The 24,279-nt window shown below is 70.5% G+C and carries 19 protein-coding genes and 1 pseudogene; 14 read left to right on the top strand and 6 right to left on the bottom strand.

Features of this window, described 5'->3' with window-relative positions; all coding sequences use genetic code 11:
• Positions 1–142: 142 nt before the first annotated feature.
• Both Prubr_RS37875 and Prubr_RS32255 read right to left on the bottom strand, forming a co-directional pair.
• Positions 143–1,114 (bottom strand): TIGR04222 domain-containing membrane protein, encoded by a 972-nt coding sequence (locus tag Prubr_RS37875; protein ID WP_212818949.1) that lies wholly within the window; start codon positions 1,112–1,114, stop codon positions 143–145.
• Positions 1,115–1,264: 150 nt separating this feature from the next.
• Entirely contained in the window at positions 1,265–1,672 is a 408-nt protein-coding gene (locus Prubr_RS32255) for an Imm1 family immunity protein (RefSeq protein WP_212818947.1), read from the bottom strand.
• Between the two features lie 683 nt (positions 1,673–2,355).
• On the opposite strand from Prubr_RS32255, the gene Prubr_RS32250 reads away from it, so the two are divergent.
• From Prubr_RS32250 to Prubr_RS37870, 8 genes are read left to right on the top strand one after another with little or no spacing between them, the layout of a single operon-like run.
• Complete coding sequence (locus tag Prubr_RS32250) at positions 2,356–2,562, top strand: hypothetical protein (RefSeq protein WP_212818945.1); 207 nt, start codon at positions 2,356–2,358, stop codon at positions 2,560–2,562.
• 25 nt (positions 2,563–2,587) lie between these two features.
• Complete coding sequence (locus tag Prubr_RS32245; RefSeq protein ID WP_212818943.1) at positions 2,588–3,550, top strand: acyl-CoA dehydrogenase family protein; 963 nt, start codon at positions 2,588–2,590, stop codon at positions 3,548–3,550.
• Positions 3,547–6,294 carry a thiopeptide-type bacteriocin biosynthesis protein gene (locus Prubr_RS32240; protein WP_212818941.1) on the top strand — a complete coding sequence of 916 codons (2,748 nt, stop codon included), beginning with the start codon at positions 3,547–3,549 and terminating at the stop codon, positions 6,292–6,294. Before Prubr_RS32245 ends, Prubr_RS32240 begins: the two co-directional genes overlap by 4 nt.
• Positions 6,287–7,366, top strand: coding sequence for a glycoside hydrolase family protein (locus Prubr_RS32235; protein WP_212818939.1), 1,080 nt, complete (start codon positions 6,287–6,289; stop codon positions 7,364–7,366). Before Prubr_RS32240 ends, Prubr_RS32235 begins: the two co-directional genes overlap by 8 nt.
• Entirely contained in the window at positions 7,363–9,450 is a 2,088-nt protein-coding gene (locus Prubr_RS32230) for an ATP-binding cassette domain-containing protein (RefSeq protein WP_212818937.1), read from the top strand. Before Prubr_RS32235 ends, Prubr_RS32230 begins: the two co-directional genes overlap by 4 nt.
• Positions 9,443–10,282, top strand: a complete 840-nt coding sequence (locus tag Prubr_RS32225) for a hypothetical protein (RefSeq protein WP_212818935.1) — start codon at positions 9,443–9,445, stop codon at positions 10,280–10,282. The genes Prubr_RS32230 and Prubr_RS32225 overlap by 8 nt, the downstream gene beginning before the upstream one ends.
• Positions 10,279–11,541 (top strand): FAD-binding protein, encoded by a 1,263-nt coding sequence (locus Prubr_RS32220; protein ID WP_212818933.1) that lies wholly within the window; start codon positions 10,279–10,281, stop codon positions 11,539–11,541. Before Prubr_RS32225 ends, Prubr_RS32220 begins: the two co-directional genes overlap by 4 nt.
• Positions 11,538–12,575 carry a glycosyltransferase gene (locus Prubr_RS37870; RefSeq protein ID WP_212818931.1) on the top strand — a complete coding sequence of 346 codons (1,038 nt, stop codon included), beginning with the start codon at positions 11,538–11,540 and terminating at the stop codon, positions 12,573–12,575. Before Prubr_RS32220 ends, Prubr_RS37870 begins: the two co-directional genes overlap by 4 nt.
• Here Prubr_RS37870 and Prubr_RS32210 read toward each other — a convergent pair.
• From Prubr_RS32210 to Prubr_RS32205, 3 genes and pseudogenes are all read right to left on the bottom strand, one after another.
• Complete coding sequence (locus tag Prubr_RS32210; protein ID WP_212818929.1) at positions 12,488–14,692, bottom strand: AfsR/SARP family transcriptional regulator; 2,205 nt, start codon at positions 14,690–14,692, stop codon at positions 12,488–12,490. The genes Prubr_RS37870 and Prubr_RS32210 overlap by 88 nt on opposite strands.
• 605 nt (positions 14,693–15,297) lie before the next feature.
• Positions 15,298–15,639, bottom strand: a complete 342-nt coding sequence (locus Prubr_RS37430) for a tetratricopeptide repeat protein (protein WP_425518075.1) — start codon at positions 15,637–15,639, stop codon at positions 15,298–15,300.
• 143 nt (positions 15,640–15,782) lie between these two features.
• Positions 15,783–18,275: pseudogene (locus Prubr_RS32205) on the bottom strand (AfsR/SARP family transcriptional regulator); the annotation flags it as partial.
• A 61-nt stretch (positions 18,276–18,336) separates the two neighbouring features.
• Between Prubr_RS32205 and Prubr_RS37865 the strand changes: the two are divergent.
• On the top strand, positions 18,337–18,471 hold the full coding sequence (locus Prubr_RS37865) for a hypothetical protein (protein WP_281425858.1): 135 nt from the start codon (positions 18,337–18,339) through the stop codon (positions 18,469–18,471).
• Positions 18,472–18,630: 159 nt separating this feature from the next.
• Here the strand turns inward: Prubr_RS37865 and Prubr_RS32200 are convergent, their stop codons facing one another.
• Positions 18,631–19,644, bottom strand: a complete 1,014-nt coding sequence (locus Prubr_RS32200) for a hypothetical protein (RefSeq protein WP_212818925.1) — start codon at positions 19,642–19,644, stop codon at positions 18,631–18,633.
• A gap of 67 nt (positions 19,645–19,711) precedes the next feature.
• Here Prubr_RS32200 and Prubr_RS32195 point away from each other — a divergent pair, with 67 nt between their 5' ends.
• The 5 genes from Prubr_RS32195 (at position 19,712) to Prubr_RS32175 (ending at position 24,266) form a co-directional block, all read left to right on the top strand.
• A complete protein-coding gene (locus Prubr_RS32195) occupies positions 19,712–20,293 on the top strand; it encodes a TetR/AcrR family transcriptional regulator (RefSeq protein ID WP_212818922.1) in 582 nt (193 codons plus the stop codon).
• 499 nt (positions 20,294–20,792) lie between these two features.
• Positions 20,793–21,689: an ABC transporter ATP-binding protein gene (locus tag Prubr_RS32190; protein WP_212818920.1), complete on the top strand. Its 897-nt coding sequence runs from the start codon at positions 20,793–20,795 to the stop codon at positions 21,687–21,689.
• Positions 21,686–22,384 carry an ABC transporter permease gene (locus tag Prubr_RS32185; RefSeq protein WP_246567950.1) on the top strand — a complete coding sequence of 233 codons (699 nt, stop codon included), beginning with the start codon at positions 21,686–21,688 and terminating at the stop codon, positions 22,382–22,384. The genes Prubr_RS32190 and Prubr_RS32185 overlap by 4 nt, the downstream gene beginning before the upstream one ends.
• Before the next feature lie 74 nt (positions 22,385–22,458).
• The gene (locus Prubr_RS32180) at positions 22,459–23,613 is read left to right on the top strand and encodes a sensor histidine kinase (protein ID WP_212818918.1); all 1,155 of its coding nucleotides are present in this window, start codon (positions 22,459–22,461) and stop codon (positions 23,611–23,613) included.
• Positions 23,610–24,266 (top strand): response regulator, encoded by a 657-nt coding sequence (locus Prubr_RS32175; protein WP_212818915.1) that lies wholly within the window; start codon positions 23,610–23,612, stop codon positions 24,264–24,266. The genes Prubr_RS32180 and Prubr_RS32175 overlap by 4 nt, the downstream gene beginning before the upstream one ends.
• Positions 24,267–24,279 lie beyond the last annotated feature (13 nt).

The following is a 24,279-nucleotide window of genomic DNA, read 5'->3' as shown; positions in this document are numbered from 1 at the left end:
GCGCAGCGGTCCGCGGCATTCGCAGGTTCTTCGGGTGCGACAGACGGTCCACCAGGCTCGCCAGGTCGAACGCGCCGGGCGTCGGTTCGAGGGATGGTTGGCGGCGCTCCGGGCGGCGTCGAGGTCCGACACCACCACCCGGTCAGCCGCCACAGCCGCCGCCGGACGACGCCGAGCCGCCGCTGGACGACGCCGAGCCGCTGCCGCAGGAGGCACCCGCAGTCGAGCCACCACCCCACGATCCACTGCTGTACCCGCCATGAGTCGAGCTGGGACCCGTGCCCGCGAGCAGGCCACCCGACTGGGCGATGGCCAGGCTACGTGCGATGCCGGCTTCCCCGGCGAACTCGGGATCCGCAGTCCAGAGCGCGTACGGACCGAACAGTGCGACGCCCATGGCGGCACCCGCCGCTCCGTACACCGCCCACGAGGGGTTGTTCGCCGGTTGCAGGTGGGCGTACCCGCCATGCAGCACGGCAAGGGTCTGTTCGCCGGACCGGGTGGGGCGTGGTCGACGCCAGCGCCGGTGTAGGAGGACCATGGCCACGAACAGCGAGATGAGGACCCCTGCCAGGTAGAGCACCGGCTTGCCGTCGGCGATCCCCCAGGACAGCCGGACCAGGCCGAGGATCAGCACCCCGGCAAGTGCCAGCAGCCATCCGCGCATGACTCGTACGACGTCGGCGGTGGGCAGCAGTCCCAACTGCTCCAGGGTGCCGCGCAGCCGCGTCAGTTCCGTCGCCACCGCCCCGTCGGCCGCCAGTTCCCGGGTGCTCAGTCGTTGGCCCGCTGCCCGGTGCACCACCAGATCGAGTGGGCTCGATCCGGCTGGCGGTGGTCCGTTCGTCAGCAGGTACCGGTCAGGAGCCGGCCCGACCTTGACGGCGCCGGCACTGCGCAGCACGGCCAGCGCTGAGTAGACCGCCAACCGGGCCTGACCGTTCAGGTACGCGACCTGCTGCGCGGTGAGGTCGTTCGCGGAGACACGCCCTCGACCGGCGAGCAGGTGATGCCGATGCAGTACCGCGAGCATGACCAGCACGACGGCCAGGACGCAATAGATCAACAAGAACTCGGGACCGCTCAACCCCCAGGTTTTCGTGGCGACGTTCATGGCTACCTCCCCGTATGCGAAGGGCGAGCCCTATCCAGGGTGCGGCCCGTCATCCAGGTTCAAGCCGGTCGATCCCATTTCTTGCACAGAAATTGCGGCGGGCCGCCGGCTCCCCTGTCCCGATCGGCAACCCCTGGTCGCCGGGTGGGATCAGTTGTGCGCCGGGTGCTTCCAGGTCACGCGAGTGGGGCGGGTGCCTGTGGTGACGTATCCGATGACGGCTTGGCGGGTTTTCGCGGTATTCAGCCGGGCGAGGTTGGCGGGAATGTCGGATAGTCCGATGTCGGGGGATTCATAGACGGTGATGGGGGTGTCGGGGTCGAGATCGGTGGCGTAGCTGCCGTCGGGTAGCCAGCGCAGGGCGGCCCGGTCGGCGTCGATGTCGATGTCGATGTCGATGCGCAGGGTGGGCTGGTCGGGTGGGCCGATGGTAATCGTCTGTCCGCAGCCTCCGTGCGGCATGATCGTTTCGATCTGTTCGTCGAAGCGGCGTCCGGCCTGCTCGGGGTCGGTGAGTTCGTAGGGGTGTCCGTGGTAGTCGCGTAGTTGTGGCGTCATCGGGTGATCCTTCCGCCGGTGCCGGTGCCGGTGCCGGTGCCGGTGCCACCAGGTGTTGCCGCCGTCGCGGGTGACCCAGACTCGTAGCCGGCTTCCGGTGGGGAGGATGGCGGGCAGGCCTCATCGATAACCACGGCCGGGGCTGGCTCGGGCGCCTATGCACCGGGACCATCCGGTGTCGTCCGGCCGGATCCGAGGAAGGTTCGGTGCCCACGCTACCCGGGCGCCACGACCGTCAGCATCGCTGATCCGGTACCGATGGCGGATCCCGACCGGGTCGAGAGTCTCGATCCGGGTGCCGAGCTCGGGCCCGCCACAACTCGGCGAAGAGCCCAGCTCGCCCCGCCAGTCGACGTGTCCGGCGAGGACCGCCGCACCGCAACAGAAACCGGAAGCGTTCCATCCGCGTTCACCGCGCGACGCGTACCAGACGGGCGACGCCGCCTGGCGGCGGCCGGATCGGGGCCGGTGCGAGGTCGACCGGTGGCGTCCGATGGAAGGGCCGGCGGCGGAGTCGGTCGGCCCACCGCGGCCGGGACGCGCTGGGACGAGGCGGCCGAGCCGATAGCGAACGCGTAGCCGACGCATAAGCGAGTCGATCACACTGGCCGTCCACAGGGCGTGGCGCGGAAACCCTGCGTAACGACTCGCCCTAACAAGAAAGGACAGGTATGGCCGACAACATGACCGCGGATCCCACCGCGGGCAACCAGGCCGAGTATTTCCTCGACCTTGACGACCTCGACCTCGCCGGAGTTGACGTCGACACCTGGGACAAGACCGCGGGCGGTACCACCCTGGCGTGCGTCGTACGGACGATCACGGTGGTCACCCGGGCTGCCTGCGGTTCGATCGACTGCGGCCCGCCGCCGCCCGGTGGCAGCTACTGAGTTCCGTCAGGTTGGTTAAAGACCAGTGAAACAGCTCAGCCCTCCATTGCTGTGGCTGCGGAATGGTCCGGAGGAGGTCCAGAGCCTAGTTGCGGGCCTGGACCTCGTTCGGACCGCCGCGCACGAGGACGCCAGCCACGCGTGGCTTTGCATGATTGCCAACGGCACTGCGCACTACCTGTCCACGTACGCGCCGACGGAACTGCTGTCAAGGCTCTATGCCACCGACAACGAGCTGTACGGCGTGGTCGCCCCGGTCGGCCGGCTACGCGCCGGCATGGATGGCGGGCTGGTGCTTGACGGGTGCTGGCGGTTCGGCTCGGGTTCTCAGCGGGCTGCCGTGATGGCGATGGGATGCGAGCCGGTGGCGGGACGGCGTGTCACCGTCCTCGTCGACCGCCTGCGGCTCGAGGTGGCGCACCCGTGGGAGGGGCCGGGGTTGCTCGCTACCGCCAGTCACACCCTGCGGGCCAGCGGTGTCCGCGTCTCGCCGGCGGATGTGGTCGACATGACGGACGTCCCGACCGGTCGGCCGGTCGGGATCTACGCCGATCCGGATCTGTTTCTGGCGAACATGCCCGGGGTGGCGCTCGGGCTCGCCGAACGGCTGCTGGCGCTGCTCGGCCCGGGGCCGGTGCCCGGTGTCTGGCAGGCCACCTACGCCGAAGCAGTCGCCCGCAACACTCTCGCCCGGCGCGGCCTGGTCGGGATGCTGCACAGTCTCGACACGTTGGCCCGGGCGGGGAGACTCACGCTGTTCTCGCCGGCGTTGCGGCAGGAGTTCCTGTTGATGTTGAGCGCTGCCTATCACATCGGGCTGGATGCCGCGGTCGCGCTGGCGGAGGGGTGCGACTCGACGGACCCGGGGATCCGGCAGGAGCTCGAGCAGGCGCGGGTCGACATCGCGACCATGCGACCGCATGGTGCGATGCGACCTTCCAGGTTGGTCAACGCGGGTTCGCCGGCCCCGGCAGGGAGGCTTCAATGACCTCTGGTCCGTTGCTGTCGACGCCGGGTTGGTGCCTGCTTCGGATTCCGGTACTGCCGGCGGTGCCGGATGCCGCCGCACCCGAGGGCCTGGCGCGGCAACTGCTGGACCTGGCCATCGATTACGCGACCGTGTTCCAGCGCGCGGGGGAGGAGCACCGGGACTGGCAGGACCCGGCGACTCGACTGGCCGTCTACGGCAGCCGGGCGAGGTACCGGCCAACCCCGTTCGGTGTGTTCAGCCTGAGCCTGCTCGCCGACATCGGCGACAACGACGGCGGTGCGCCGGCTACCCGGCTCGATCTCGAGACCGATGTGCGGCTGCGCCGCCTCGACCTGCCGCAGCAGACCGGCAGGTGGTTCGTCAATCCCTCCCTCGCCGTCGAGCACGGCCGGTGGTCGTATCTGCACCCGGACAAGGGTGGGGTCACATCGATGAAGGACGCCCCGGGCGTGCGCCAGCTCGCGGAGCGTTTCGCCGCGCAGCTCGCCGCCGCACCCCGGTCAGCGCAGGAATGGGCGATCGTGCTCGGTGGCGACACCCTGTTCGACCTAGGGGTACGCCAGAGGTTGCTGCTGCCGGAGCAGGTGCCACCGACACTGACTGACCCGGCCGGGCCGGCCGCGCCGACGGAGGCGGCCGCGCCGACGGAGGCGGTCAAGGCGGCGCTGGCCGCGGAGCGGCCGTTCAGGGACGACCAGTTCGTGGACGCGTTCAGCGAGGTCCGGGCCCGACTGCCCGGCGCGGGTGCGGCGGCGCTGCTTGACGGGGCCGCTCAGCTTCTGCGGACGCACTGGCGACCCGGGCGACTCGACCGGGTGCGGGACCACGTCGCCGGCGGCTACAGCGGCGGGGCGGTGCCGTTGACGTGGCTGCTGACCGCTCCGGTGGACCATCCGCTGGGCAGCTGGCGGCGGCACGAAGCCGATGTCCAGGGCGCCGACCCCCTGCTCCCGGCGCGACGGCTGTTCGTGCCGCGGGCCCGTCGCGACAGCGGCGCGGTGCAGTGGTGGCAGGAAGCGCTCACGCTGGATCAGTGGCAGACCCGCCGCACGCCGCCCCCAAACGCCGCCGTGGTCACCCAGCCGCAGTTCGGGATGGCCAACGGCGCACTGCTGGCCGAGCCGGTGGCCGGAGCGGACGCCTGGCTCAAACTCGTCCTGCCAGGCTTTTGGGGTGGGCCCGGCGCCCGGCTCAGTGAGCAGCTGGGGATTCCGAAGCCCGAACTCGGTCCGGCGGTCCCCGGCTGGCTTGCGGTGGAGATCGGTTGGGTACCGCCGGACCGGCGGGCGCCGTTGGTTCGCCGGTCCGAGAGCGGGTTGCCCCGGCTCAACCTCAACCTGCCGCACCGCGCCGGTGACCTGCAACTAGCGGATCTGGCCGTGACCATGATGGCGGGGCGGCTCCAGTTGGTTCACCGGTCCGACGGACGCCACGTGCAGCTCCGGTGGGACAGCCCGTTGACGTTGAGTAACAAGGCCAACCCGTGGTCGGTGCAACTGCTGGGACTGCTGCTGGACGAGGCCCACGGCCCGGCGCTGGCCGCCGACCCCAGCCTGTGGGCGCCGCCGGGCGCAATGGTCCCTCGCATCACCGCCGGCCGTTGTCTGGTGGCTCGGCGCAGCGTCGTCCTGGACGCGCAGCACCGCGCCGATCTGCTGGCTCTGGCCGAGGACCCGGCGCAGTTGTGCGACGTGCTCACGGAGGTGGGGCTCGGGTCGCAGGTGGAGGTGAGCGAGGGACCGGATGTGACCATGCGGTTGGATCTCACCGACGCCACTCAGCGGTGGTGGTTCACTCGGCGGCTACGTCGCGAGGGCCTGCTGATTCTGCACGAGGCCCTGCCGGTGGCGCCCCTGATCGAGTCGGAGCTGGGCGGGCACATCCACGACGTGTGGTTGCCGTGGCTGCGTCCGGATCCGCAGCCGGTCAGGCCGATGTCGCAGACCCGGCTGGTGGACCGGCAGCCGGCTGAGGACCCGGAGTGGACCAGCTGGTTCGTCTACGCCCCGGAGCGGGTGGTGGAGCTCTGGCTGGCGCGCACCGAAGTGATGACGTTGATGCGCCGGGCGCAACTGTTCTACATCCGCTATCAGGACGAACGGCCGCATCTGCGGATACGGGTGCACCACAGCGTCGGCGCCGAGCCGCTCCTGGCCGACCTACGTGCCCACCTGGCCGCGATGGTGCCGCAGCAGCCCTGCGAGGTCGACGTGCGGACCTGGATACCGGAGGACTACCGGTACGGAGGTGTAGCGCACCGGGCCGATGCCGTACGGCTGTTCTGCGCCGACTCGGCCTGGTGGGCGCAGCGGCTCGCGGCCGGCCCGGACCAGGCCGGCCGGTACACGTTGGCGGTGGCCCGGATCGCCGCCTGGTGTCGGCAGCTCGCTGGCGACGATCAGGCGCTGACCCTGCTCTGCGGGCTGCGCGGGCTGGACCCGCGGCTGCCCAGCTCGCGGGCTCAGCGGGAGTGGATGGCGACCTTCCGTGCCGCTCGGGCGGACCTGGAGCAGGCCCTCGACGCCACGCTCGCCGAGCCGGAGCCTGCCTTGGACTACCTGGCCGGCCTGGACAGCGACGCGTATGCCACGGCGCTGAGCAGCCTTGTCCACATGAGCGTCAACCGTGGGTTGCCGTTCGGCCAGGCGGCAAATCGCGAGCCGGAACTGGTGCTGGCGGCGGCGCGGTTGTTGAAGGGTCGGCAGGCACGGGAAACCCGAAGCGCAGCGGTCGATGGCTGAGGCCGATGCCGCCCGGCGACTGCTGCGTCGGCTTGTCGCCGAGCTACGGCGGCGGGGGCACGCGAGCCCGGAGGCGGTGGCAGCCCTTGCCCTGCTCGCGTCCCGGCTGGGTCAGCAGGCCCTGGCGGCGTCCCTGACCGAGCTGGCCGTGCGGGGCGGGCAGGTGCCCGACTTTCGGGTCGGCTGGCTGCGCCACCGGCTGGTGGGTGAGTGCCTTCCGCCTGGCCCCGGCCACGCCGAGACACTGGCCCGGACCCGGGCGGAGGCGGTCGAAGTGCTCGATGCCTCTTATCGGTGCTACGTCGAGACCGGTGACGTCGATCTGATCAATGGTGCCGGGGGGGTCGGGATGACCCTGTGGGACCTCGCTGACGAGCCGGCCCGCGCCAGGATGGCACAGCCCATCACCCGGATCGCGCGCTCCATCATGGAGCAGGATTCCCCCGGTCTCTACCATGGCCGCAGCGGAGGCATCCTGCTGCTGCGGATGCTGGACCGCCGCTACGGCCAGGACCGGCTGATGACCGCGGCGGTCGACGCGCTGGTCCTGCATCTGGAGCAGCTCACCCCCGCCGTGCTCGACGGTGGCTGGTTGGGCATCGGCGGCGTCACCATGTGCTATGGCCAGCCGGGGATGCTGACCGCGCTGGGGCCGGAGGTCGACCCGGTGGTTCTGGCGGGATTCGTCGATGCGGCGGTCACCGGCCCGGCCCTCGACCGGCTGGATGAACTGCTGGGCGACGTCGGCGCCGACGTCACGCTCTGCCATGGACTGGCCGGGCTGAGCCTGGTCACCAAGCTTGCTCCCGGGTGGCGGGAACTGGTCGGCCCGGACCGCCGGACCCGGCTGGCGGCCCGCCTGGCCCGCCACCTGGACCAGACCGGTGACCAGGTGGTGGCTGCCATCTTCGACACGCCGTTCCTGCTGTCGGTGCTCGAGGGGACCCTCGGGATGGCGTTGGCGCTGGCGGAGACCGAGACCACATCACGGCCGTGGTGGGGGGTCTGCGTGAGCCTGGGTGACGGATCGGCCGCCGTGGCCGGCGGCAGAGCAATGGAGAACAGCCGATGACGATCAGCCTACAGACCGAGGACAACGACTGCGGCGTGTCGGCACTCGTCGCCAGCTTGCGCCTGCAGGGACACCAGTTCTCCGAGCCGCAGTTGCGAGATGCGCTGGCAACCCGGGGCGCGTTGTCGCTCAAGGACCTGCGGGACACCTGCGCCGCGGTGGTGGGCGTGCGTTACCGCGGCCGGCGGGACTTCCCGTTCGCCGAACTGACTCCGGGCACCATCATCCACCTACGCGTCGATCACTTCGTGACCGTTGAGCGATGGCGAGGCCGGCGCGTACGGGTTTTCGACCCCTCGGTCGGGTACGTGTGGCTGACCGAGGCCGCGTACCACGAGAAGGCCAGTGGATGGGTGCTCTCGCCGGCCACGCCGGCTCCGGCGGCGGGCGCGCCTCGGCGTCCGCGGGCCGCGACTCGGGCCGCCTGGCTCTGGCCGATGCTGCGCTCCGGGCAGATCAGGTTCCGGCAGGTTGTGCCGGTCCTCGCGATGAGCCTGCTGCTCTACACCGGCCTGACCCTGCTCAACATGATCCTGCTGCCCTACCTGAACGAGGTGACCGTCGCTGGCACGGTCGCCACGGGTACCCTGGTCACCGCGTTGGTGGCGTTCAGCGTCGCGGCCAGCGTACTGTTCTGGCTCCGACATCGGCAGATCACCTCGCTAGGGCTGTCGTTCGACCGGGCCATGCTGCGTGAACTGGTCGACCGGTTGACCCGTACGTCGGCACGCACCGAGCTGACCTCCGGCGATGTGCTGCACCGGGTGCAGAGCGCCCGCGCCGTACGGGAGGCAGGCACCGGTCTGGCGCTGTCGCTGTTCACCGACATGGTCGCCGTGGTGATCCTGCTGGCGTTCATGGCGACGATGTCGCTGCCACTGACCGGCGTGGTGGCCGGCGTCGCCGCGCTGCACATCGTCCTGACGATCCTCGGACGGATCCCGATCAACCGCCGTACCGAGGAACAACTGCAACTCGACGCCGAGCTCCAGGATCTGTTGATCAGCATCTCCCAAGGGCTGACCACCTACCGGGGGCTCGGGGCGATCTCACACCTGCAGGCTGAGCATTCCCAGCGGCTGGACCGGCTGCAACGGTCGATCCGCGGGCTCGAGTACCGGCTCGCCTGGGTGTACGGGCCGAGCAACGCCCTGCGGTTCGCCGGCCTGTACGTGATTCTCGTGGTCGGCTCGGTGCTCCTGTCGGCAGGTCTGGTCAGCACCGGAGAGCTGTTCGGGTTCCTCACCCTCGGGGGTACGGTGCTGTTCTCGGTCACCGCGATCGCCCAGAGCCTCACCGCCGCCGCCACGCTGGAGCGGCAACTGCGCTACGTGACGAGTCTGTTTACGTTGCCGGTGATGGAACGGGGAGCCCGCACCGAACCGGTAGCGGACGCGTCGGCGGTGCGGCTGGAGGGGGTCCGGGTACACCGCCCGAGGGAGCATTTCGACCTGCGGCTGGACCTGCGGGTCGAGCGCGGCGAGACGGTGACCGTCAGCGGTCCGAGTGGGGTCGGTAAGTCCACCATGGCCCAGATCATCAGTGGCTTGGACCCGGCGCCCACGGGGCAGGTGACCGTCTACGGAGTCCCGACCACCGACTGGGACCCGGATCGGCTACGCCCGCTGGTGTGCTACGTCCCGCCCCGGTCCGACTTCCTGCACACGACGATCCGGGAGAGCCTGTCCAGCGGGGCGACCGACGTGACCGACCAGGAGATCCACGACCTGCTCGCCGTGATGGAACTGACCGAGGTGATGCGTCCCCTGCGGCTCGGGTTGCGCACCCGACTGCGGATCAACGGCTCGACCTTCAGCGCGGGAGAAGTGCAGCGGTTCGCGTTGGCCCGGGCGCTGCTGCGCCGGCCGTCACTGTTGATCCTCGACGAGGCGACCAACTCCCTGGACCGGGACCTGGAACTGCGGCTGCTCGCCGAGGCGCGGCGGCGGGTGGAGACGCTCATCGTGATCAGTCATCGCCCGGTCGGTGAACACCTCGACAGCCGGCATGTACGGATCGTGCGCGACGACACCGGCGTATCCCGGCTCGAATCGACGGCGGCCGCGGCGGTCGTCGGTGCCTGAGGGAGTACGTGGTGTCCACGCCTACTGGCAGCTGCCCAGCCGGCTGCCCCGGGCTTTCCAGCAGTTGTCCCGGGTGACCTGGCTGCTGAGCATCCGCTCGTGGCAGCGATACGCCGGGCCGATCACGCTCTACGCCGACCCGCCGACGATGGACTGGCTCGACCGACTCGGCTGGCTCAGCTGCTATGACCAGATCGAGACGTTGGACGACCGGGATCTCGACCAGCGCTACGACCGGGTCGCCTGTTTCGCCCTGCCGAAGCTGCTCGCTCTGGACCGGTATCCGGACGCGGTGCTGGTGGACACCGATGCCTACCTGTACAGCCGGCTGCGGCTACCGGCTACCGGATCGGTCTTCGCGCATCTGGAGCACGGCGACGCCGACTTCTACTCCCGGCTGCGGGAACTACGCAATCCCGCCCAGGTGGATCTGCCCGACTCGCCGCCGGTGGTCGGCAACACCTCGCTGTTCCGGGCGGCCGACGCGCACCTGGCACGCCGGATCAGCCACGCCGGGCTCAGCTTCCTGGCCGGCAACCCGACCACCCCCGGCCGCGACGTCCACCTGCACATGACCGTCGCCGAGCAGGTGCTCGCCACCCACCTGACCACCGTGGCCGGGCAGCAGGTGGTCAACCTGTTCGACGCGCTCTGGTGCCCGCGGACGCTGCGCTGGCTGACCGAACCGCCCCGCTTCGGCCATCTGTGGAACCTCAAACGAGGGGCGCCGGCCGAGCACCTGCTCGCCGCCTACGTGTCGGTCACCCGGACGCTCCAGAACGAATACGGTGTCGCCCCGGACCGGCTACACGCAGCCATGGAGCGGATATGATCTCGACCGAGCTGCTCGATCGGTTGGCGAACACGGGTGCCGGGGTGACCCGGCCTGCCGGATCGACCGTCCCCGGTGGACTCTTTCCGGACTGGGTGGTGGAGCCGGAATCGTTGGCACAGCTCACCACGCTGGTCCGGATTCTGCACGACGGCGCAGTGGACTGGCGAGTAGACGCCCGTGGCCGCAACTGGGGGTACGACGACTCCCGGGTCCGCGAGCCAGGACTGATCGTCCGCCTGGCCCGGTTGGACCGGTTGGACCTCGATGTCGAACTCGGCCTCGCCACGGTCCAACCCGGGGTGACCTTCGCGCAGCTCAACGAGGCGTTGCAGGCGGCCGATACCCGCTACTATCTGCCCGCGCCGGGCTCCGGCCCGCACACCTCGGTGCTCGGCAACGCTCTGGAGCGAGGCCTGCTCGCCGGTCTCGGCGAGCGGGAACGCCACTGTCGCGACTTTCTCGTCCTGCACCGCGACGGTGAACTCACCCGTTTGGGCTGGGAGGACGCCGCCGACGACCGGGTTCGGCGGGCGCTGCCGTATCCACCCGGCCCGCACCTGCAGGGGTCACTGTTCCAAACAGCCGGGTACGGACCAGTGGTGGTGGAGTTGACGCACGTGCTGCCGGTGGCAACCGTGCAGACGGCCGAGCCGGTGCTGCTCGCCGGTGCCGAACTGACCGAGGATCTGTTGCGTTGCTGGCGGGACCTGCTCCTGGACGAGTTGGTAACCTCCACCATCCTCATCTCGCCAGCCCGCCGCCGTGCTCAGGGCATCACCGTCAGCCACGACGGGCTTGTCCTCAACCTGTACATCGCCGCCAGTTCGGCCGGGATGCTGCGCGCCAAGGTCGTCGACGTGCAGCGGCTGGCCCGCCAACACGGGCAGCGGCTCGCGGCACGATTTGCCGGCGGCCACGACGACCTGAGCATTCTCGGCGGCGATCGGAACCATCCGGAGGCGGTCGGCCAACTTCCGGAAGGGCTGGAATGGCAGACAGCGGCGTTGCCGTTCGTCCCTTCGCTTGTCGCAGCCTTCGCACGGGCAGTGCGGACGGACCCGGTGCTGGCGGACATTCCGTGGACACTGCGCCCGCTCGATGCCCGGGCGTTGGTCTGGCTGGCACCGATCGTCTATCGCAAGAAGGACCCGGACAGCGTCGCGTTGCTGCGGCGTCGGGTGGCCGCCGTCGCCCGGCTCCGCGACGAGTTCGCCGTCCCGGCCTACCGGTCCGGCGCGGTCCGGGCCGACCGATGAGTCATGTTCTGATCGCCAGCGTCCATCGGATCCACACCGGACGGTCCGGCGAGGCGGTCCACCTGCGCCAGCTCACCGGGGCGCTACGGGCCACCGGCGAGCGGGTGACCGTCCTGGATGGTCCGATGGATCCGGGCAGGCCCAGTGCCGGCCACGAGGCCGGACTGCGGTCGCTCGCCGACCGGTTGGACACCCTGCTGGCCCGGGACCGGCCCGATGCCGCCCTGCTCTGGGGGCACCTGGGCGAGGAGACCGAGCTGGTGCGGCGACTGGCGGCGGCAGATGTTCCGACCGTGCTGGAGCATCCGGCCGCGGACCTCCAGCCGGTGCCGGAGACACTGCGGCTGATTGACGAGGTGGTGGTCCCGTCCGAATTCGCACGGCGGCTGTTCGGATCGCAGACCGGCCGCCAGGCCCGGGCCATCGAGCCGTGCCTGCGCGGCTGCGACTGCCCATCGGATACGCCCCGCGAGCCGGCCCGTAGCGGGCCGTACCGGCTGACGTTCATCAACCCGGAGCCGGCCAAGGGGCTCGGGGTGGTGATGCACCTCGTGGCGGCAGCCAGTGCGGCGAAGCTGCCGTTCCGGTTCCGGTTCGTCGAGGGGCGATGGACCGCGGCCCACCTCGCCCGGCTCGGCATCGACCCTGCCGACCTGCCCGGAGTGGAGATCGTCGAATACCGCGCCGACATCTGCGCGCTCTACGCCGAAACCGACCTGCTGCTCGTACCGAGCCTGTGGCAGGAGAGCTTCGGGATGGTCGCCCGCGAAGCCGTGATCCACGGCGTACCGGTGGTGGCCACCCGGGTCGGCGGGCTGCCGCAGGCGGTCCGCGGCGGGGGAGTATGCCTCGAACCGCCGCAGTGGGGCGACGGCTACCAGGTCAGGATGACCGCAGCCGAGGTCAGGGCCTGGCTGGCCGCCGTGGTTACGGCGCTGCGTGGCGCTCACCAGCCACTACCAGACCTGCTGTCCCGCGCCACCGCGGACAGCGTCCGGGCGTACCGGGCCGTGCTCGGCTTGTCGCCGAGGTGAACGCGCGTGGGGGCCCGGCTCATGGCATCGGCGATCACCGAAGCCGGCGTGGTCCAGCGCTGCTCGCCGGCCACCGCCACCACCGTCGCCAGGTTCTCCTGCTCTTCATGCAGCCAGTCCCGCGGCATGGCGAGCAGCCGGTCCAGCTCCGCCGGCGAGAACAGTAGCCGAGGAGACCGGCCCGGCTGCGGATGCCGATCGTCCATCCGCCGTCCGCAGGACGGCGCCAGCCGGCGGACGGCCTCCTGCGCCAGGACGCTCCAGCCGTCGACCGCGCGCGCCAGGACCTGGTTGGCGGATACGGCGGTGAGGGGCGATTCGTCCGCCGCAGCGGTGAGCGCGTAGGACCGGACCAGGTTGGGGATCAGGTAGCGGTGCGGGCCCACGGTCTGGCGCGGCACCGGCGTCAGCAGGTGGGAGCCGACCAACTCGTCCAGTGCCTGCATAGCCTCGCGGGGTGCCAGCCCCGCGCAGACCGTGGGCGCCCAGTCCGGGACGGTGACAGTCGGAAGTACGGCGATCCGACGTAGCGTCAGGCTCGCCGCCGCACTGAGCGCCCGGAACGACGGCGCGAGATTGTCTCGCATCGACCCGGCGTCGGTACTCAGCTCGTCGAGCCGGTGCTGCGGGTCCCGCAGCAGCGCAACCAGGTCGGCGGCCCACCGGCCCCGGTACATCCGACAGGCGGCGAACCACAGGGCCAGCGGCAGGCCGTCGCAGAGCACCGACAGCGCGCGGACCGCGACCGGCTCCGCCGCCAGTCGATCGGGGCCGAGATGAGCGGCTAGGGTTTCGAGTCCCTGCGCGTCCGACATCGGCGCCACCAGGTGCCGGTGCGCCCCGGGAAGGGAGAGCTGCCAGCGGGCGGTGACCAGCACTGTGCAGCCGGCCCCGGCCGGCAGCAGCGGCAGCACCTGATCGACCGCGCGGGCATCATCGAGCAGCAGCAGGCAGCGCCGGTCCGTCAAGAGGCTGCGCAGGAGCGCGGCCCGTGCCGCCAGCCCGGCTGGAATCGCCAGGTCGGCGACGCCCAGCCCGCGCAGGAGCTCTTCGAGCACCTGGTCCGGGTTCCGCGGCCGCCCGCTGCCAGCGAGGTCGGCGTACAACTGACCATCTGGATATGCGGCGGCGACGGCATGAGCGACCTGGAGCGCCAGGGCGGACTTGCCGACTCCGGGCATGCCGTGCAGCAGCGCGACGCGTGGACCGGCGTTCGCAGGCCGGTCCGGGTCGCTACCCAGGCACCTGACCAGGTCCGCCAGGTCGGCCTGGCGCCCCACGAAGAGCGGCGACGCGGGCGGCAGCTGGGCTGGCCGTGGCTGGTCGGCGATACGCAGGGGCGGCGGCTCATTGACGGCGACGGCGAGGCTCGGATCCTGCCGGAGAACGGCCTGCTCCAACTCGCGCAGGAGCGGACCCGGGTCGAGCCCGTGCTCGTCTACCAACAGCTGGCGGCCTTGCCGGGCCACACTGAGCGCCTCCGGCTGCCGGTCGCTCCGGTAGAGCGCCACCACCAGATGGGCACGTAGTAGCTCCCGCAACGGGTACTCGGCGACATACTGGGTCAACTCCGGGATCAGGTCGCGGTGCGAACCGAGCTGGAGCTCGATGTCGATCAACCATTCCAGGTCGGCCAGCCGGGTCTCCTCCAGCCCTTCACGGGTCGGGGCAACGAACGCGGCGACCGCACCGGTCAGTGCCGGGCCTTTCCACAGCGTCAGCGCTTCGCGCATGAGCTTGCGGGCGTTGGGAAGCCGACGGCGGTTGCCCTCGACTCGGGCCAACTCGGCGAGCCTGGTGTAGGTCGCCAGGTCGAGTTCGTCCGGGGCGAGGTCCAGCACGTAGCCGCCGGGCTTGGTGAGCAGCGGCACCGTCGCGTCGTCGGCTCGCCGCAACGTCCAGCGCAGCGCCGAGATCTCGGACTGAATCTGCGCCCGCGCCGTGGCCGGCGGCGTGCTTTCCCAGATCGCCGTGGTCAGCTGGTCGACCGACACCACACGGTTGGCGTTCAGGAGCAGGTAGGCGAGCACCGCCCGGCGGCGGGGCCGCGCCACGCCGACCGGCTCGCAATCCACAGCTGCGCCGACCGGACCAAGCACCGTGAAGCGCAGCGTCATACGGTTACCCGAGGGCTCCGTCGAAGACCACGAAAGGCAGCAGTAAAGCACGCCGGCGCCGATTCCTGGCGACGCCGCGGTGTTCCTGCCACATACACCCTGAGAACCGTTTCCGCTCGGGTATCAATGGCTGAGGACGGGACCGTATGCACCGGGGCTCCTGGATCGATTGGCGGCGTTGCTGAATCCGTCGCGCAATGTCCGGTCGAGGCCCGCTGGCCCCGCGCCCTCATTTGTAGTGCAAGCGAAGGCCGGTGGATCGGACACGACACGGATGCCGTTGCGCTTTGGTGTGTCCGTACGGCAGAAGGGTATGGCGATCCACGTACAACTTCGGTACAAGTGGCGTACACACCGAGCCTTAAGCCGTGCCATATAGCAGCGCGTGCCGGATAGCTTTACCTAGCGTGCTTGGCCTGGCTTGGTATTGCTCGGAAGGGCCAGCACTCCGAGAATTGTAATCGACCGGCTACTGGCCGCGGTGCCGCTGCAGGACGACGGCAGCCTGCCGGTCGAGGTCGACCAGTGGTGCGGAATCGTTCGCAACCCACAATGCGCCCATGGACAAGGTCCCCGGCACCCGCAGCGTCCGACGGTCTCGAACCCTAACCCTCTGACTCGTAGCGCTCGAGGCGGCGACGTGTCTCCTCGGCCGCGGGGTCGCCCACGTCCTCGTAAATCCGCACGGCCTGACGCCAGGCGGCGGAGGCAGCGGCCCGGTCGCCCATCCCGTCCCTGGTGTCCCCGAGCCGGATGAGGGTTTCCGCCTCGTGATACCGGTCGACGGAATCGCGAAAGAGTTGGATCGCCTGCTCGTAGCAGTCGGCCGCGCGGTCGCGATCACCGAGGCGGTCGTAGGCGAAACCGAGGCTGTCCAGCGTGGCGGCCTGGCCGTTGCGGTCGCCGCTGCGTCGTTGCTGGGCGAGTGCCTCGGTGCAGCTCTCGATGGCCTGGACATAGTCGCCGGTGGTGGCCAGCAGCCAACCGATCGCGTTGAGCGTCCGGGCTTCCCCGAACGGTTGCCGACCAGCCGGTACAGCCGCAGCGCCTCGCGACCGTGTGCGAGCGCCTCGTCGAGCCGGCCGTCCAGGTAGCAGAGTTCGCAGTAGTTGTGCAGCGTCTGCGCCTGACCAGTGGAATCGCCGAGGCGTTCGTGCAGCTCAAGTGCGCGCTTCAGCCGGTGCTCGGCGGTGTCGTGGTCGCCGAGTCGGGTCAGTGCGCGGGCGAGCAGCCGGTTGGCGGCGGCCTGCCCGGCGAGGTCGTCGATCTTCTCTGCCGCGGCCAGCGCGACCAGTTGGGTGGCGAGCTGGTCCTGCCACAGGCCGCGCGGTGCCAGGAAGGTGTTCAACGCCCAGGCGATCTGCCAGGCGTACGCTTCGAAGCCGGTCTCGGCGGCCTGCTGGACCACCCGGATCAGCACCCGGTGCTCCGCGGTGAACCAGGCGAGCGCGCCGTCGTGATCGGTCACCGGCCGCCTGGCGGGTACGGGCAGCGGTGGCACCGGCTCGATCGGGGGCCACTGCGGCTGGAGCAGCAGGGCCGCCGGATAGGCGTCGTGCAGGTAGTGGTCGTACAGGCGCGCTCGGGCCGCCTCGTGTTCCTCGGCGCGCTCCGGCGACTCCGCGAGCTCGGCCGCATAGACGCGCAGAAGATCGTGGAAGGCGTACCGGCCGGGCGTGTGCTCGGCCAGCAGATGGAGCCGGGTCAACTCCCGCAGTCGCGGCGTAACGTCCGCGGCCGACACCTGGGCGAGCGCCGCGGCCGCGGCGGGGGTCAGGTCCGGGCCCGGATGGAGCCCCAGCAGGGCGAACAGCCGGGCCGCGTCCTGTCCCAGGGCCAGGTACGACCAGGAGAAGACGCGCCGTACGTCGCCGTCGGCCAACGCGTCCAGCCTCGCCTCGGCCGAGTGCAGTTCGGCGGCGATGGCGCCGAGCGGGAACGTGGGATGGGTGGCGACGCGTGCCGCCACTATCGACAGCGCCAGCGGGAGCCGGCCGGTGGCCTCGACGATGTCGGCCACCGCGGCCGGCTCGGAGGCGAGGCGGCCGGCGCCGAGGCGGCCGGCGAGCAGGGTCGTCGACTCCTCGGCGGTGAGCACGCCAAGCGTCAACGGCGCCGCGGACTCGGCGGCGATCAGGCCGCCGAGCCGGTCGCGGCTGGTGACCATGACCATGCAACCGCCGGCACCGGGCAGCAGGGCGCGAACCTGGGCGGAGTCGCGAGCGTTGTCGAGCACCACGAGCATCCGGCGGGAGGCCAGCAGGCTGCGGTAGAGACCCGTCCGGGCCTCCAGGTCGGAGGGTATCCGGGCATGGGGTACGCCGAGCGCCTCGAGGAAGCCGGACAGGGCGTCGGGCGGCGACACCACCCCGGCTTCGTCGTACCCGCGAAGGTTCACGTAGAGCTGACCGTCGGGGAAGCGGTTGGCCACCCGGTGCGCCCAGTGCAGCGCCAGGGCGGTCTTGCCGACTCCGGCCATGCCGGACACCACAGCGACGACCACTGTCGTAGGCCCCTGCGCCCGGCTGTCCAGGAGAGCGTCGAGGCTGGCCAGTTCGTCTTCGCGGCCGACGAACTCCGGCACCGCACGCGGCAGCTGTTCGGGGCGCTGGATGACCGGCCCCGGTGACGGGTCCGGTGCCGGTCCGTCCGGCCCCGGTGGCTGGCACGCTGCCAGTTCCGGGCGGTGATGCAGGATGTCGTCGTACAACTTGGTGAGTTCCGGCGCGGGATCGAGGCCGGTCTCCTCCGCCAGCACCTGCCGAGCCTGCCGGAAGGTATCCAGTGCGCCGGCCACGTCCCCGATCCGGTAGAGGCCTACCATCAGCTGCCCCCACGCCCGCTGCCGCAGCGGGTGCCGGTCGAGCAGGGCACGCAGCCGGTGTATCACGTCGGCCGGCGCACCGAGCGCCAACAGCGCCCCGGCGTGGTCCTCCTCGGCGAGCAGCCGGCGCTCCTCCACCTGCGCCACCCGCCGGGCCAGCGCCGGAGGCAGCGGCAGGTCGGACAGCGGGTCCCCACGCCACAGTCCCAGCGCAGCGGCGAGTTCGGCCTCGGCCCGGTTTGCATCCGAGGCGGCGAGAGCGTCGCGGCCCCGCGCCGCCGCCGCGTCGAACAGGTCCAGATCCCGTTCGCCGGGTTCCACCCGCAGCAGGTAGCCGCCGGCGGCAGCGGTTATCCCCTCCCAGGACACTCCGCCGCCCAGCGACTGCCGCAGGCCACGTACGTAGGTGCGCAGGTTCGCCGCGGCCGACGCCGGCTGATCGTCGCCCCACAGCATCGCGGCCAACTCGTTGGTGCCGACGATCTCGTTCGGACGCAGCAGCAGGGTGGCCAAGAGGAGACGTTGCTTCACCGAGCCCAGCGGAACCGGCTGGCCATCGCGGTACACGCGGATCGGGCCGAGGAGGTCGAAACGCACAAGCACCTCAAATGTGGGCGCTGTCACCGGGTGCACCGTACCCCGATGACGGGGGCGAGTTGGTGGGCTATACGTCAGTTGTGCAGCGATTGTCTGGGCTCTACCGTATCGTTCTGCCGTCCATGCTTCGCCATCGGAGAGCACACTCCATGCGTCGCTCATGGTGATCATGTACCGCGCGACCGGGTACTGGGGATCGCGGCACGACTGCTGACGTTCGCGGATGCCGCGATCCGCTCACTGGGCAGCGTCGCGCCGAGCTGCCGGTCGCGCCGAGACGGCCGCCGGGCGGGTGCGGCTGATCGCCGACGCGTACGGGCTGCCGGACAGGGCGGCTCTGGTCGAGACGATCCTGTGATGGCGGGGCCGATGGTGCGGCTGCACGGGGTGGGGGCGGTCGACGAGGTTCGGGCGGCCCACCGTTGAACGGTCGAGCACCGGCCCGTCCTGCAACAGGTCCTGGCGTAGGCGGTCAGATGGTCGAGCGCCTCTGCCCGTGCGAGCGGCACGGGCCCAATTAGGAGGCAGACCGGCTCAGCGTGCGGGAGCGGCCGTAGTCGGCGAGGGCGTGAAAAGCGACCTTGGGTGTCCATGAGCCGTCCGGCAGCACTCGCACAATGCCACGTGCAGCCAAGTCATAGTCGTGTTCAGGATCGCCGGTGGTTGGTAGGTGCCGATTCGCGAAGGTGTACACGAACGCCGCCTCCACTCCGCCGGCCTCGTAATCGCGCAGCAGGTCGACGATGTAGCGCGCTTGTCCCTCCTCGTCGCGCTCCAGCTCCGCAGTCAGCTTCACAGCCTGGCCGTGCTCGTCGTACGTCACCGGTTCTGCCCCGCCGGCGGCATCGGCCGCGCCCCGGAATGTGCAGCAGCCGAATTCGGTCGCGGCGTACGGTTTGCCTTGCCCCACCGCCGCCGCCAGGGTCTGTGGGAACGCCGTGGAGTTGGTCGCGTCGCGGTAGCCAGCGTCGCTGGCGATGATGTCGAACGGCGCCCAGTCGACGTCCTCGAGCGGGATCGAGGCATATCCGACGAGGCCACCGAACCGCTCGCGCACTGCGGGTACCGCTTCGGCGAGGAAGTCGCGCACGGCGGCCCGGGCAGCCGGGACCGCCTCCCTCATCCGCATCGGATCGGTGAACAGCGCCATCCGTTCCTCCAGGTCACGGCCGGGCAGGAAACCGTCGGTGAACATCGAGATCTCGGAACCGGTGAGATACACGACCGAGGCGCCGCCGTGCCGCAGCCGTTCGGCCCGCTCGGCACCGTCGAGCACGAACGCCATGAGCCCGTCGCGGTCCAGGCCGTTGGTGAACGGGCAGTACCACACCTCGAGCCCGGCCTCGGCCGCCAGCCACGCGGCGAGCTCCAGCCGGTCTTGCACACCACCGGTGATACGCACCGCGTCGCAGTGCAGTTCGTCGCGGATGACACGCAGGTCGCTCCGTACAGTGTCGGGGTCGAACGGCTCGTGAGTAGTGGACCCTGCGCTCACGAAGCCGGTGTCGTAGTTCATGCCGAAGACGCGCATCAAGAGTTCCTCTCCCTCTTACGGTACGCCGCGTACCCTATAGGGTACGTTCGGTACCCTACAAGGCATGAGTACGAGGCGCCGGGGCGAGGAGCTGGAACGGGCGATCCTGCACGCTGCAGCGGACGAACTACGCGAGTCCGGATACACGGGAATGACCATGGACCGGGTCGCCGCCCGCGCCGGGACCAACAAGAACGCTATCTATCGTCGATGGCCGCATCGGGCGGCCCTGGGCATCGCGGCGTATCGCCACCTGTCCGACGCCGCCATGCCGAACCCCGACACGGGCACCCTGCGAGGCGACGCACTCGAGATGCTTCGACAGGCCAACGAGACGTGGTCGTCGCCGCACGGAGCAGTCCTGCGCGGTCTGCTCGCCGCCGCGGCCGACGACCCGGAGCTACTCACCCTCATGCGCGAACGGTCCGGCGCAGACACCATGGACCGCGCTTGGCTCGGGATGCTCGAACGGGCCGCAGCCCGGGGCGAGGCGCCGGCGGCGGCCGCCCATCACCGGGTGGCGACGACACCGATAACGCTGCTACGCGCCGAGTACGCGATGCGCGGCATCCCCTCGGTCCCCGACGACGTGCTGGTCGAGATTGTGGACGAGGTGTTCCTACCCCTGGTACGCGGCCGCGGCTAACGCGGCACCGACCGGATCGGCACGGCGACGGACGGAGTAGGGCCTCGGCTTCGCCCGGCTGTTCGGAGCGTGCCTGCAGGTCCAGACCGACCTGTTCGAGAAGGGCATGGATGTGGTTGCGGTGCTGATCGAGCAGCGCTGCAACCGGGGTGTCCCTGCCGACCTCGCGTTCGTAGATCGCGGCGTTGTAGCCGTCGAAGAGTGCGTAGCGACCCTGCGGCACACGGACGCGACGCTGCCAGGAGCAGGGACCGACCCCAACGACATCGACCCGGCCTACTGCAGCCAGAGCATCCAGCGCGCGCCGCCGACCAGCTGCTCTCCAGCTCCAGATGAAGCCCGAACCCATTCCCGGGCAGCCTTTTCCGTGGCGCCGCTCGTTGCACGGGAAGAACCGGATCTGACCGGGTTGCCGGTGGTACCGCGGTACCACCGGCAGCCTGGAAGAGCGCACTGCGGTACCACGATCGTGGCGCTACGCGACCCTAACGTGGTGAGCATGATTCAGGTACGCGAAGTAACCAAGCGGTACGGCGCGAAGACGGTCGTTGACCACCTGTCGTTCACCGCGAAGCCCGGTCAGGTCACCGGGTTCCTCGGCCCCAACGGCGCCGGCAAGTCGACGACCATGCGGATGATCGTCGGCCTCACTGCGCCGACCTCCGGCGACGTGCTGGTCAACGGCAAGCCGTACGTGTCGTCGAAGGCCCCGCTGCGTGAGATCGGCGTGCTGCTCGAAGCCAAGGCCGTGCACCCCGGCCGCACGGCCGTCAGCCACCTGCTCGCCCTGGCCCGCACCCACGGCATCCCGCGCTCGCGCGTCGACGAGGTGCTCGACCTGGCCGGCCTCTCGGCCGTCGCCCACAAGCGGGTCGGCGCCTTCTCCCTCGGCATGGGCCAGCGGCTCGGTATCGCCGCCGCGCTGCTCGGCGACCCGGCCGTGGTGATGCTCGACGAGCCGGTCAACGGACTCGACCCCGAAGGTGTCCTCTGGGTGCGCAACCTGCTCACCGGCCTGGCCGCCGAGGGCCGCACCGTGATGCTGTCCTCGCACCTGATGAGCGAGGTCTCGTTGATCGCGGACCACCTGGTCATCGTCGGCCGAGGCAAACTGCTGGCCGATACGACCGTAGCCAACTTCGTGACCACCGAAGGCGTCCGGGTCGTCACCGCCGTCCCCGACGCGCTGCGCGCGGTGATCGCCGGCCCGGGCGTCACCTTCACCTCGACCGGCGCCGAGGAACTGTTCGTCACCGGCGCCTCCGCCCGCGAGATCGGGCTGGCCGCGGCCACCCGCGGCATCCCCCTGTTCGAGCTCACCCCACAGAACGCCTCCCTCGAAGAGGCGTTCATGGACCTGACCCGCGACGCTGTCGAATACGAGGCCGCCCGATGAAGATCACTGCTGGTGGCGTCGTCGCCGCCGAATGGACCAAGTTCTCCTCGCTGCGCTCCACCTGGATCACGACCGGCATCTCGGCCGTCCTCCTGATCGCCTTCGGCATGATCGCCTCGGCTTCCTTCTCGGGCGACGGCATGACCCCGATCGACCTGGCCCTGTCCGGCAGTATCCTGGCCGCCCTGTCCGTCGGCGCGCTCGGCGCGCTGCTGGGGGCGAGCGAATACACCACCGGGATGATCCGGGCGACCCTCGCCGCGGTGCCACGCCGATTGCCGGTGCTGTGGTCGAAGAGCCTGGTGGCCGGGGCAGCCGCCTTCGTCACGATGACCGCAGCCGCCTTCGCCGCCTTCGCACTGGGGTCGGCCGTGCTCAACGACAAGGTCGGCGGCCTGGGCCTCGGTGACGACGGCGTGCTTCGCACCCTTCTCGGCGCCGGCCTCTATCTGGCCCTGGTCGCGGTGCTCGGCGTCGCCCTCGGCATGCTCGTACGCTCCAGCGCGGGCGCCATCACGATCCTGGCCGGCGTGCTGCTCATCGTGCCCGGTCTGGCCGTGCTGCTGCCGGCCTCGATCTCCGAGGCCATCACCCCGTACCTGCCGAGCAACGCGGGCAGCGCCGTGATGGCACTGACCCCGCGGACGGCACCCTGGCGCCGTGGACCGGTCTCGTGGTCTTCGCCGGATATGTGATCGTGACACTCGCCGCGGCGGCGTACGGGCTCAAGAAGACCGACGCTTAACGGCGCGGAGGGGAGAATCGGCCGATGAGCACGCAGGGATGGCTGGTGGACCGGCAGGCACGGCTGCGGGCCTTCGGCCGGCGCCGCCCGTGGGTCATGGACACCTTGGTGGCCGTACCGATCGTGCTCTTCAGCATTCCAGACCTGATCGAGAAGCCCTTGTCGGCGACGATCGCAACGCTGGTCCTGCTGCCGGCGCTGTACTGGCGGCGGCGGTACCCGTTTCCCGCGTTCCTGGTCACCGCGGCCATCGAAACAGTCGAGGCAATGCTGGACGTCGGTGTCGGCGCCGGGGTGATCCTGCTCGTGATGCTCTTCGGGGTGGCCTCCCGCGGTTCAGGGCGGGCGCTGGCCTGGGCGTCCGGGATCACCCTCGGGCTACTGACAGCCCAGATCTACCTTTTCGGACCGGCCACTGAGAACCGCACCCTCACGTTGTTCCTCGCCCTCGGCCTGACGGTGGCGGCGATCGCGTCCGGTGTAGCGGTGCGCACCCGCCGGGCGTACCTCGTCGCCCTGGAGGACCGCGCCGCCCGCCTGGAGGTCGAGCGGGACCAGCGGGCCCGCCTCGCCGTCGCCGACGAGCGGGCCCGGGTGGCCCGCGAGATGCACGACATCGTCGGCCACCACGTGTCAGTGATCGTGGGCCTGGCCGACGGAGGCGCCGCCCTCGCGACATCGCGGGGGGAGCAGACCGCCGAGCCGCTCCGGCTGATCGGGGACACCGGCCGGCAGGCGCTGTCCGAGCTGCGCCGCGTGCTGGGCGTCCTGCGCGAGGAAGACGCCGACCCTCATCTGAGTCCCCAGCCCGGCATCGACGACCTCGACCGGCTGCTGCCCAGCGTACGGGCCGCCGGGCTGCCGGTCACCTACTCCACCTCCGGCGAGCTGCACACCCTCGGCAAGGGCGTGCAGCTCGCGGTCTACCGCATCGTTCAGGAAGCGCTCACCAACACCCTGAAACATGCGGGGCGCAGCGCGTCCGCGACGGTCACTCTCACCGCCTCCGACGGAGAGGTACGGGTACGCGTCCGCGACAACGGCCGTGGCACACCGGCCGCACCGAGCCACGGCCTGCTCGGCATGCGCGAACGCGCCGCCATGTACGGCGGTGTGGTGACCGCCGGCCCGGCCGGGAACGGCTGGCTCGTCGACGTCGTCCTTAGGGAGCCCTCATGACCACCGTCCTGATCGCCGACGACCAGCCGCTGCAGCGCATGGGCTTCAAGATGCTGCTCGAGGGCACCCCCGGCATAACCGTGGTGGGCGAGGCCGCCACCGGCGCCGAGGCAGTGCGGATGGTCGAACAGGCCCGGCCCGATGTGGTGCTGATGGACGTGCGCATGCCTGGCATGGACGGCATCGAGGCCACCCGCCGCATCACCGCGGCCGGCTCCCGCAGCCACGTGCTGATCCTGACCACATTCGACCTGGACGAATACGTCTACGCCGGGCTACGAGCCGGGGCCAGCGGCTTCCTGCTCAAGGACGCCCGCCCCGAGGAGCTGCTCGCCGGCATCCGAGCCGTCGCCAGCGGAGACTCGGTGGTGGCGCCCAGCCTGACCCGCAAGCTGATGGACGCCTACCTGCAAGACGCGGCACCGACAGCCGGCACCGATCCCCGGCTGGCCACGCTGAGCGAGCGTGAGCGGGAGGTCCTCGAGGCAATCGGGCAGGGCGCCACCAACACCGAGATCGCCGAACGCCTGAGCCTCACCGAGTCAACGGTGAAGAAGCACGTCGGACGCGTCCTGGCCAAGATCGGTGCACGGGACCGGATCCAGGCCGTCATTTTCGCGTACGACAACGGCCTGGTCCAACCACGCACCTGAGCACCCGGCGGGC

Origin of the sequence: Polymorphospora rubra (assembly GCF_018324255.1) — a bacterium.
GTDB lineage: Bacteria > Actinomycetota > Actinomycetes > Mycobacteriales > Micromonosporaceae > Polymorphospora > Polymorphospora rubra.
Note: the sequence above shows the minus strand (reverse complement) of the source record. Positions and strands in the feature narration are given on the sequence as shown.

Bases quoted from the DNA above. Each gene is read 5' to 3' on its own strand.
- Prubr_RS37875 (WP_212818949.1), bottom strand. From the start codon at position 1,114: ATGAACGTCGCCACGAAAACCTGGGGGTTGAGCGGTCCCGAGTTCTTG.
- Prubr_RS32255 (WP_212818947.1), bottom strand. From the start codon at position 1,672: ATGACGCCACAACTACGCGACTACCACGGACACCCCTACGAACTCACC.
- Prubr_RS32250 (WP_212818945.1), top strand. From the start codon at position 2,356: ATGACCGCGGATCCCACCGCGGGCAACCAGGCCGAGTATTTCCTCGAC.
- Prubr_RS32240 (WP_212818941.1), top strand. From the start codon at position 3,547: ATGACCTCTGGTCCGTTGCTGTCGACGCCGGGTTGGTGCCTGCTTCGG.
- Prubr_RS32235 (WP_212818939.1), top strand. From the start codon at position 6,287: ATGGCTGAGGCCGATGCCGCCCGGCGACTGCTGCGTCGGCTTGTCGCC.
- Prubr_RS32230 (WP_212818937.1), top strand. From the start codon at position 7,363: ATGACGATCAGCCTACAGACCGAGGACAACGACTGCGGCGTGTCGGCA.
- Prubr_RS32220 (WP_212818933.1), top strand. From the start codon at position 10,279: ATGATCTCGACCGAGCTGCTCGATCGGTTGGCGAACACGGGTGCCGGG.
- Prubr_RS37870 (WP_212818931.1), top strand. From the start codon at position 11,538: ATGAGTCATGTTCTGATCGCCAGCGTCCATCGGATCCACACCGGACGG.
- Prubr_RS32210 (WP_212818929.1), bottom strand. From the start codon at position 14,692: ATGACGCTGCGCTTCACGGTGCTTGGTCCGGTCGGCGCAGCTGTGGAT.
- Prubr_RS37865 (WP_281425858.1), top strand. From the start codon at position 18,337: ATGCCGCGATCCGCTCACTGGGCAGCGTCGCGCCGAGCTGCCGGTCGC.
- Prubr_RS32200 (WP_212818925.1), bottom strand. From the start codon at position 19,644: ATGCGCGTCTTCGGCATGAACTACGACACCGGCTTCGTGAGCGCAGGG.
- Prubr_RS32195 (WP_212818922.1), top strand. From the start codon at position 19,712: ATGAGTACGAGGCGCCGGGGCGAGGAGCTGGAACGGGCGATCCTGCAC.
- Prubr_RS32190 (WP_212818920.1), top strand. From the start codon at position 20,793: ATGATTCAGGTACGCGAAGTAACCAAGCGGTACGGCGCGAAGACGGTC.
- Prubr_RS32185 (WP_246567950.1), top strand. From the start codon at position 21,686: ATGAAGATCACTGCTGGTGGCGTCGTCGCCGCCGAATGGACCAAGTTC.
- Prubr_RS32180 (WP_212818918.1), top strand. From the start codon at position 22,459: ATGAGCACGCAGGGATGGCTGGTGGACCGGCAGGCACGGCTGCGGGCC.
- Prubr_RS32175 (WP_212818915.1), top strand. From the start codon at position 23,610: ATGACCACCGTCCTGATCGCCGACGACCAGCCGCTGCAGCGCATGGGC.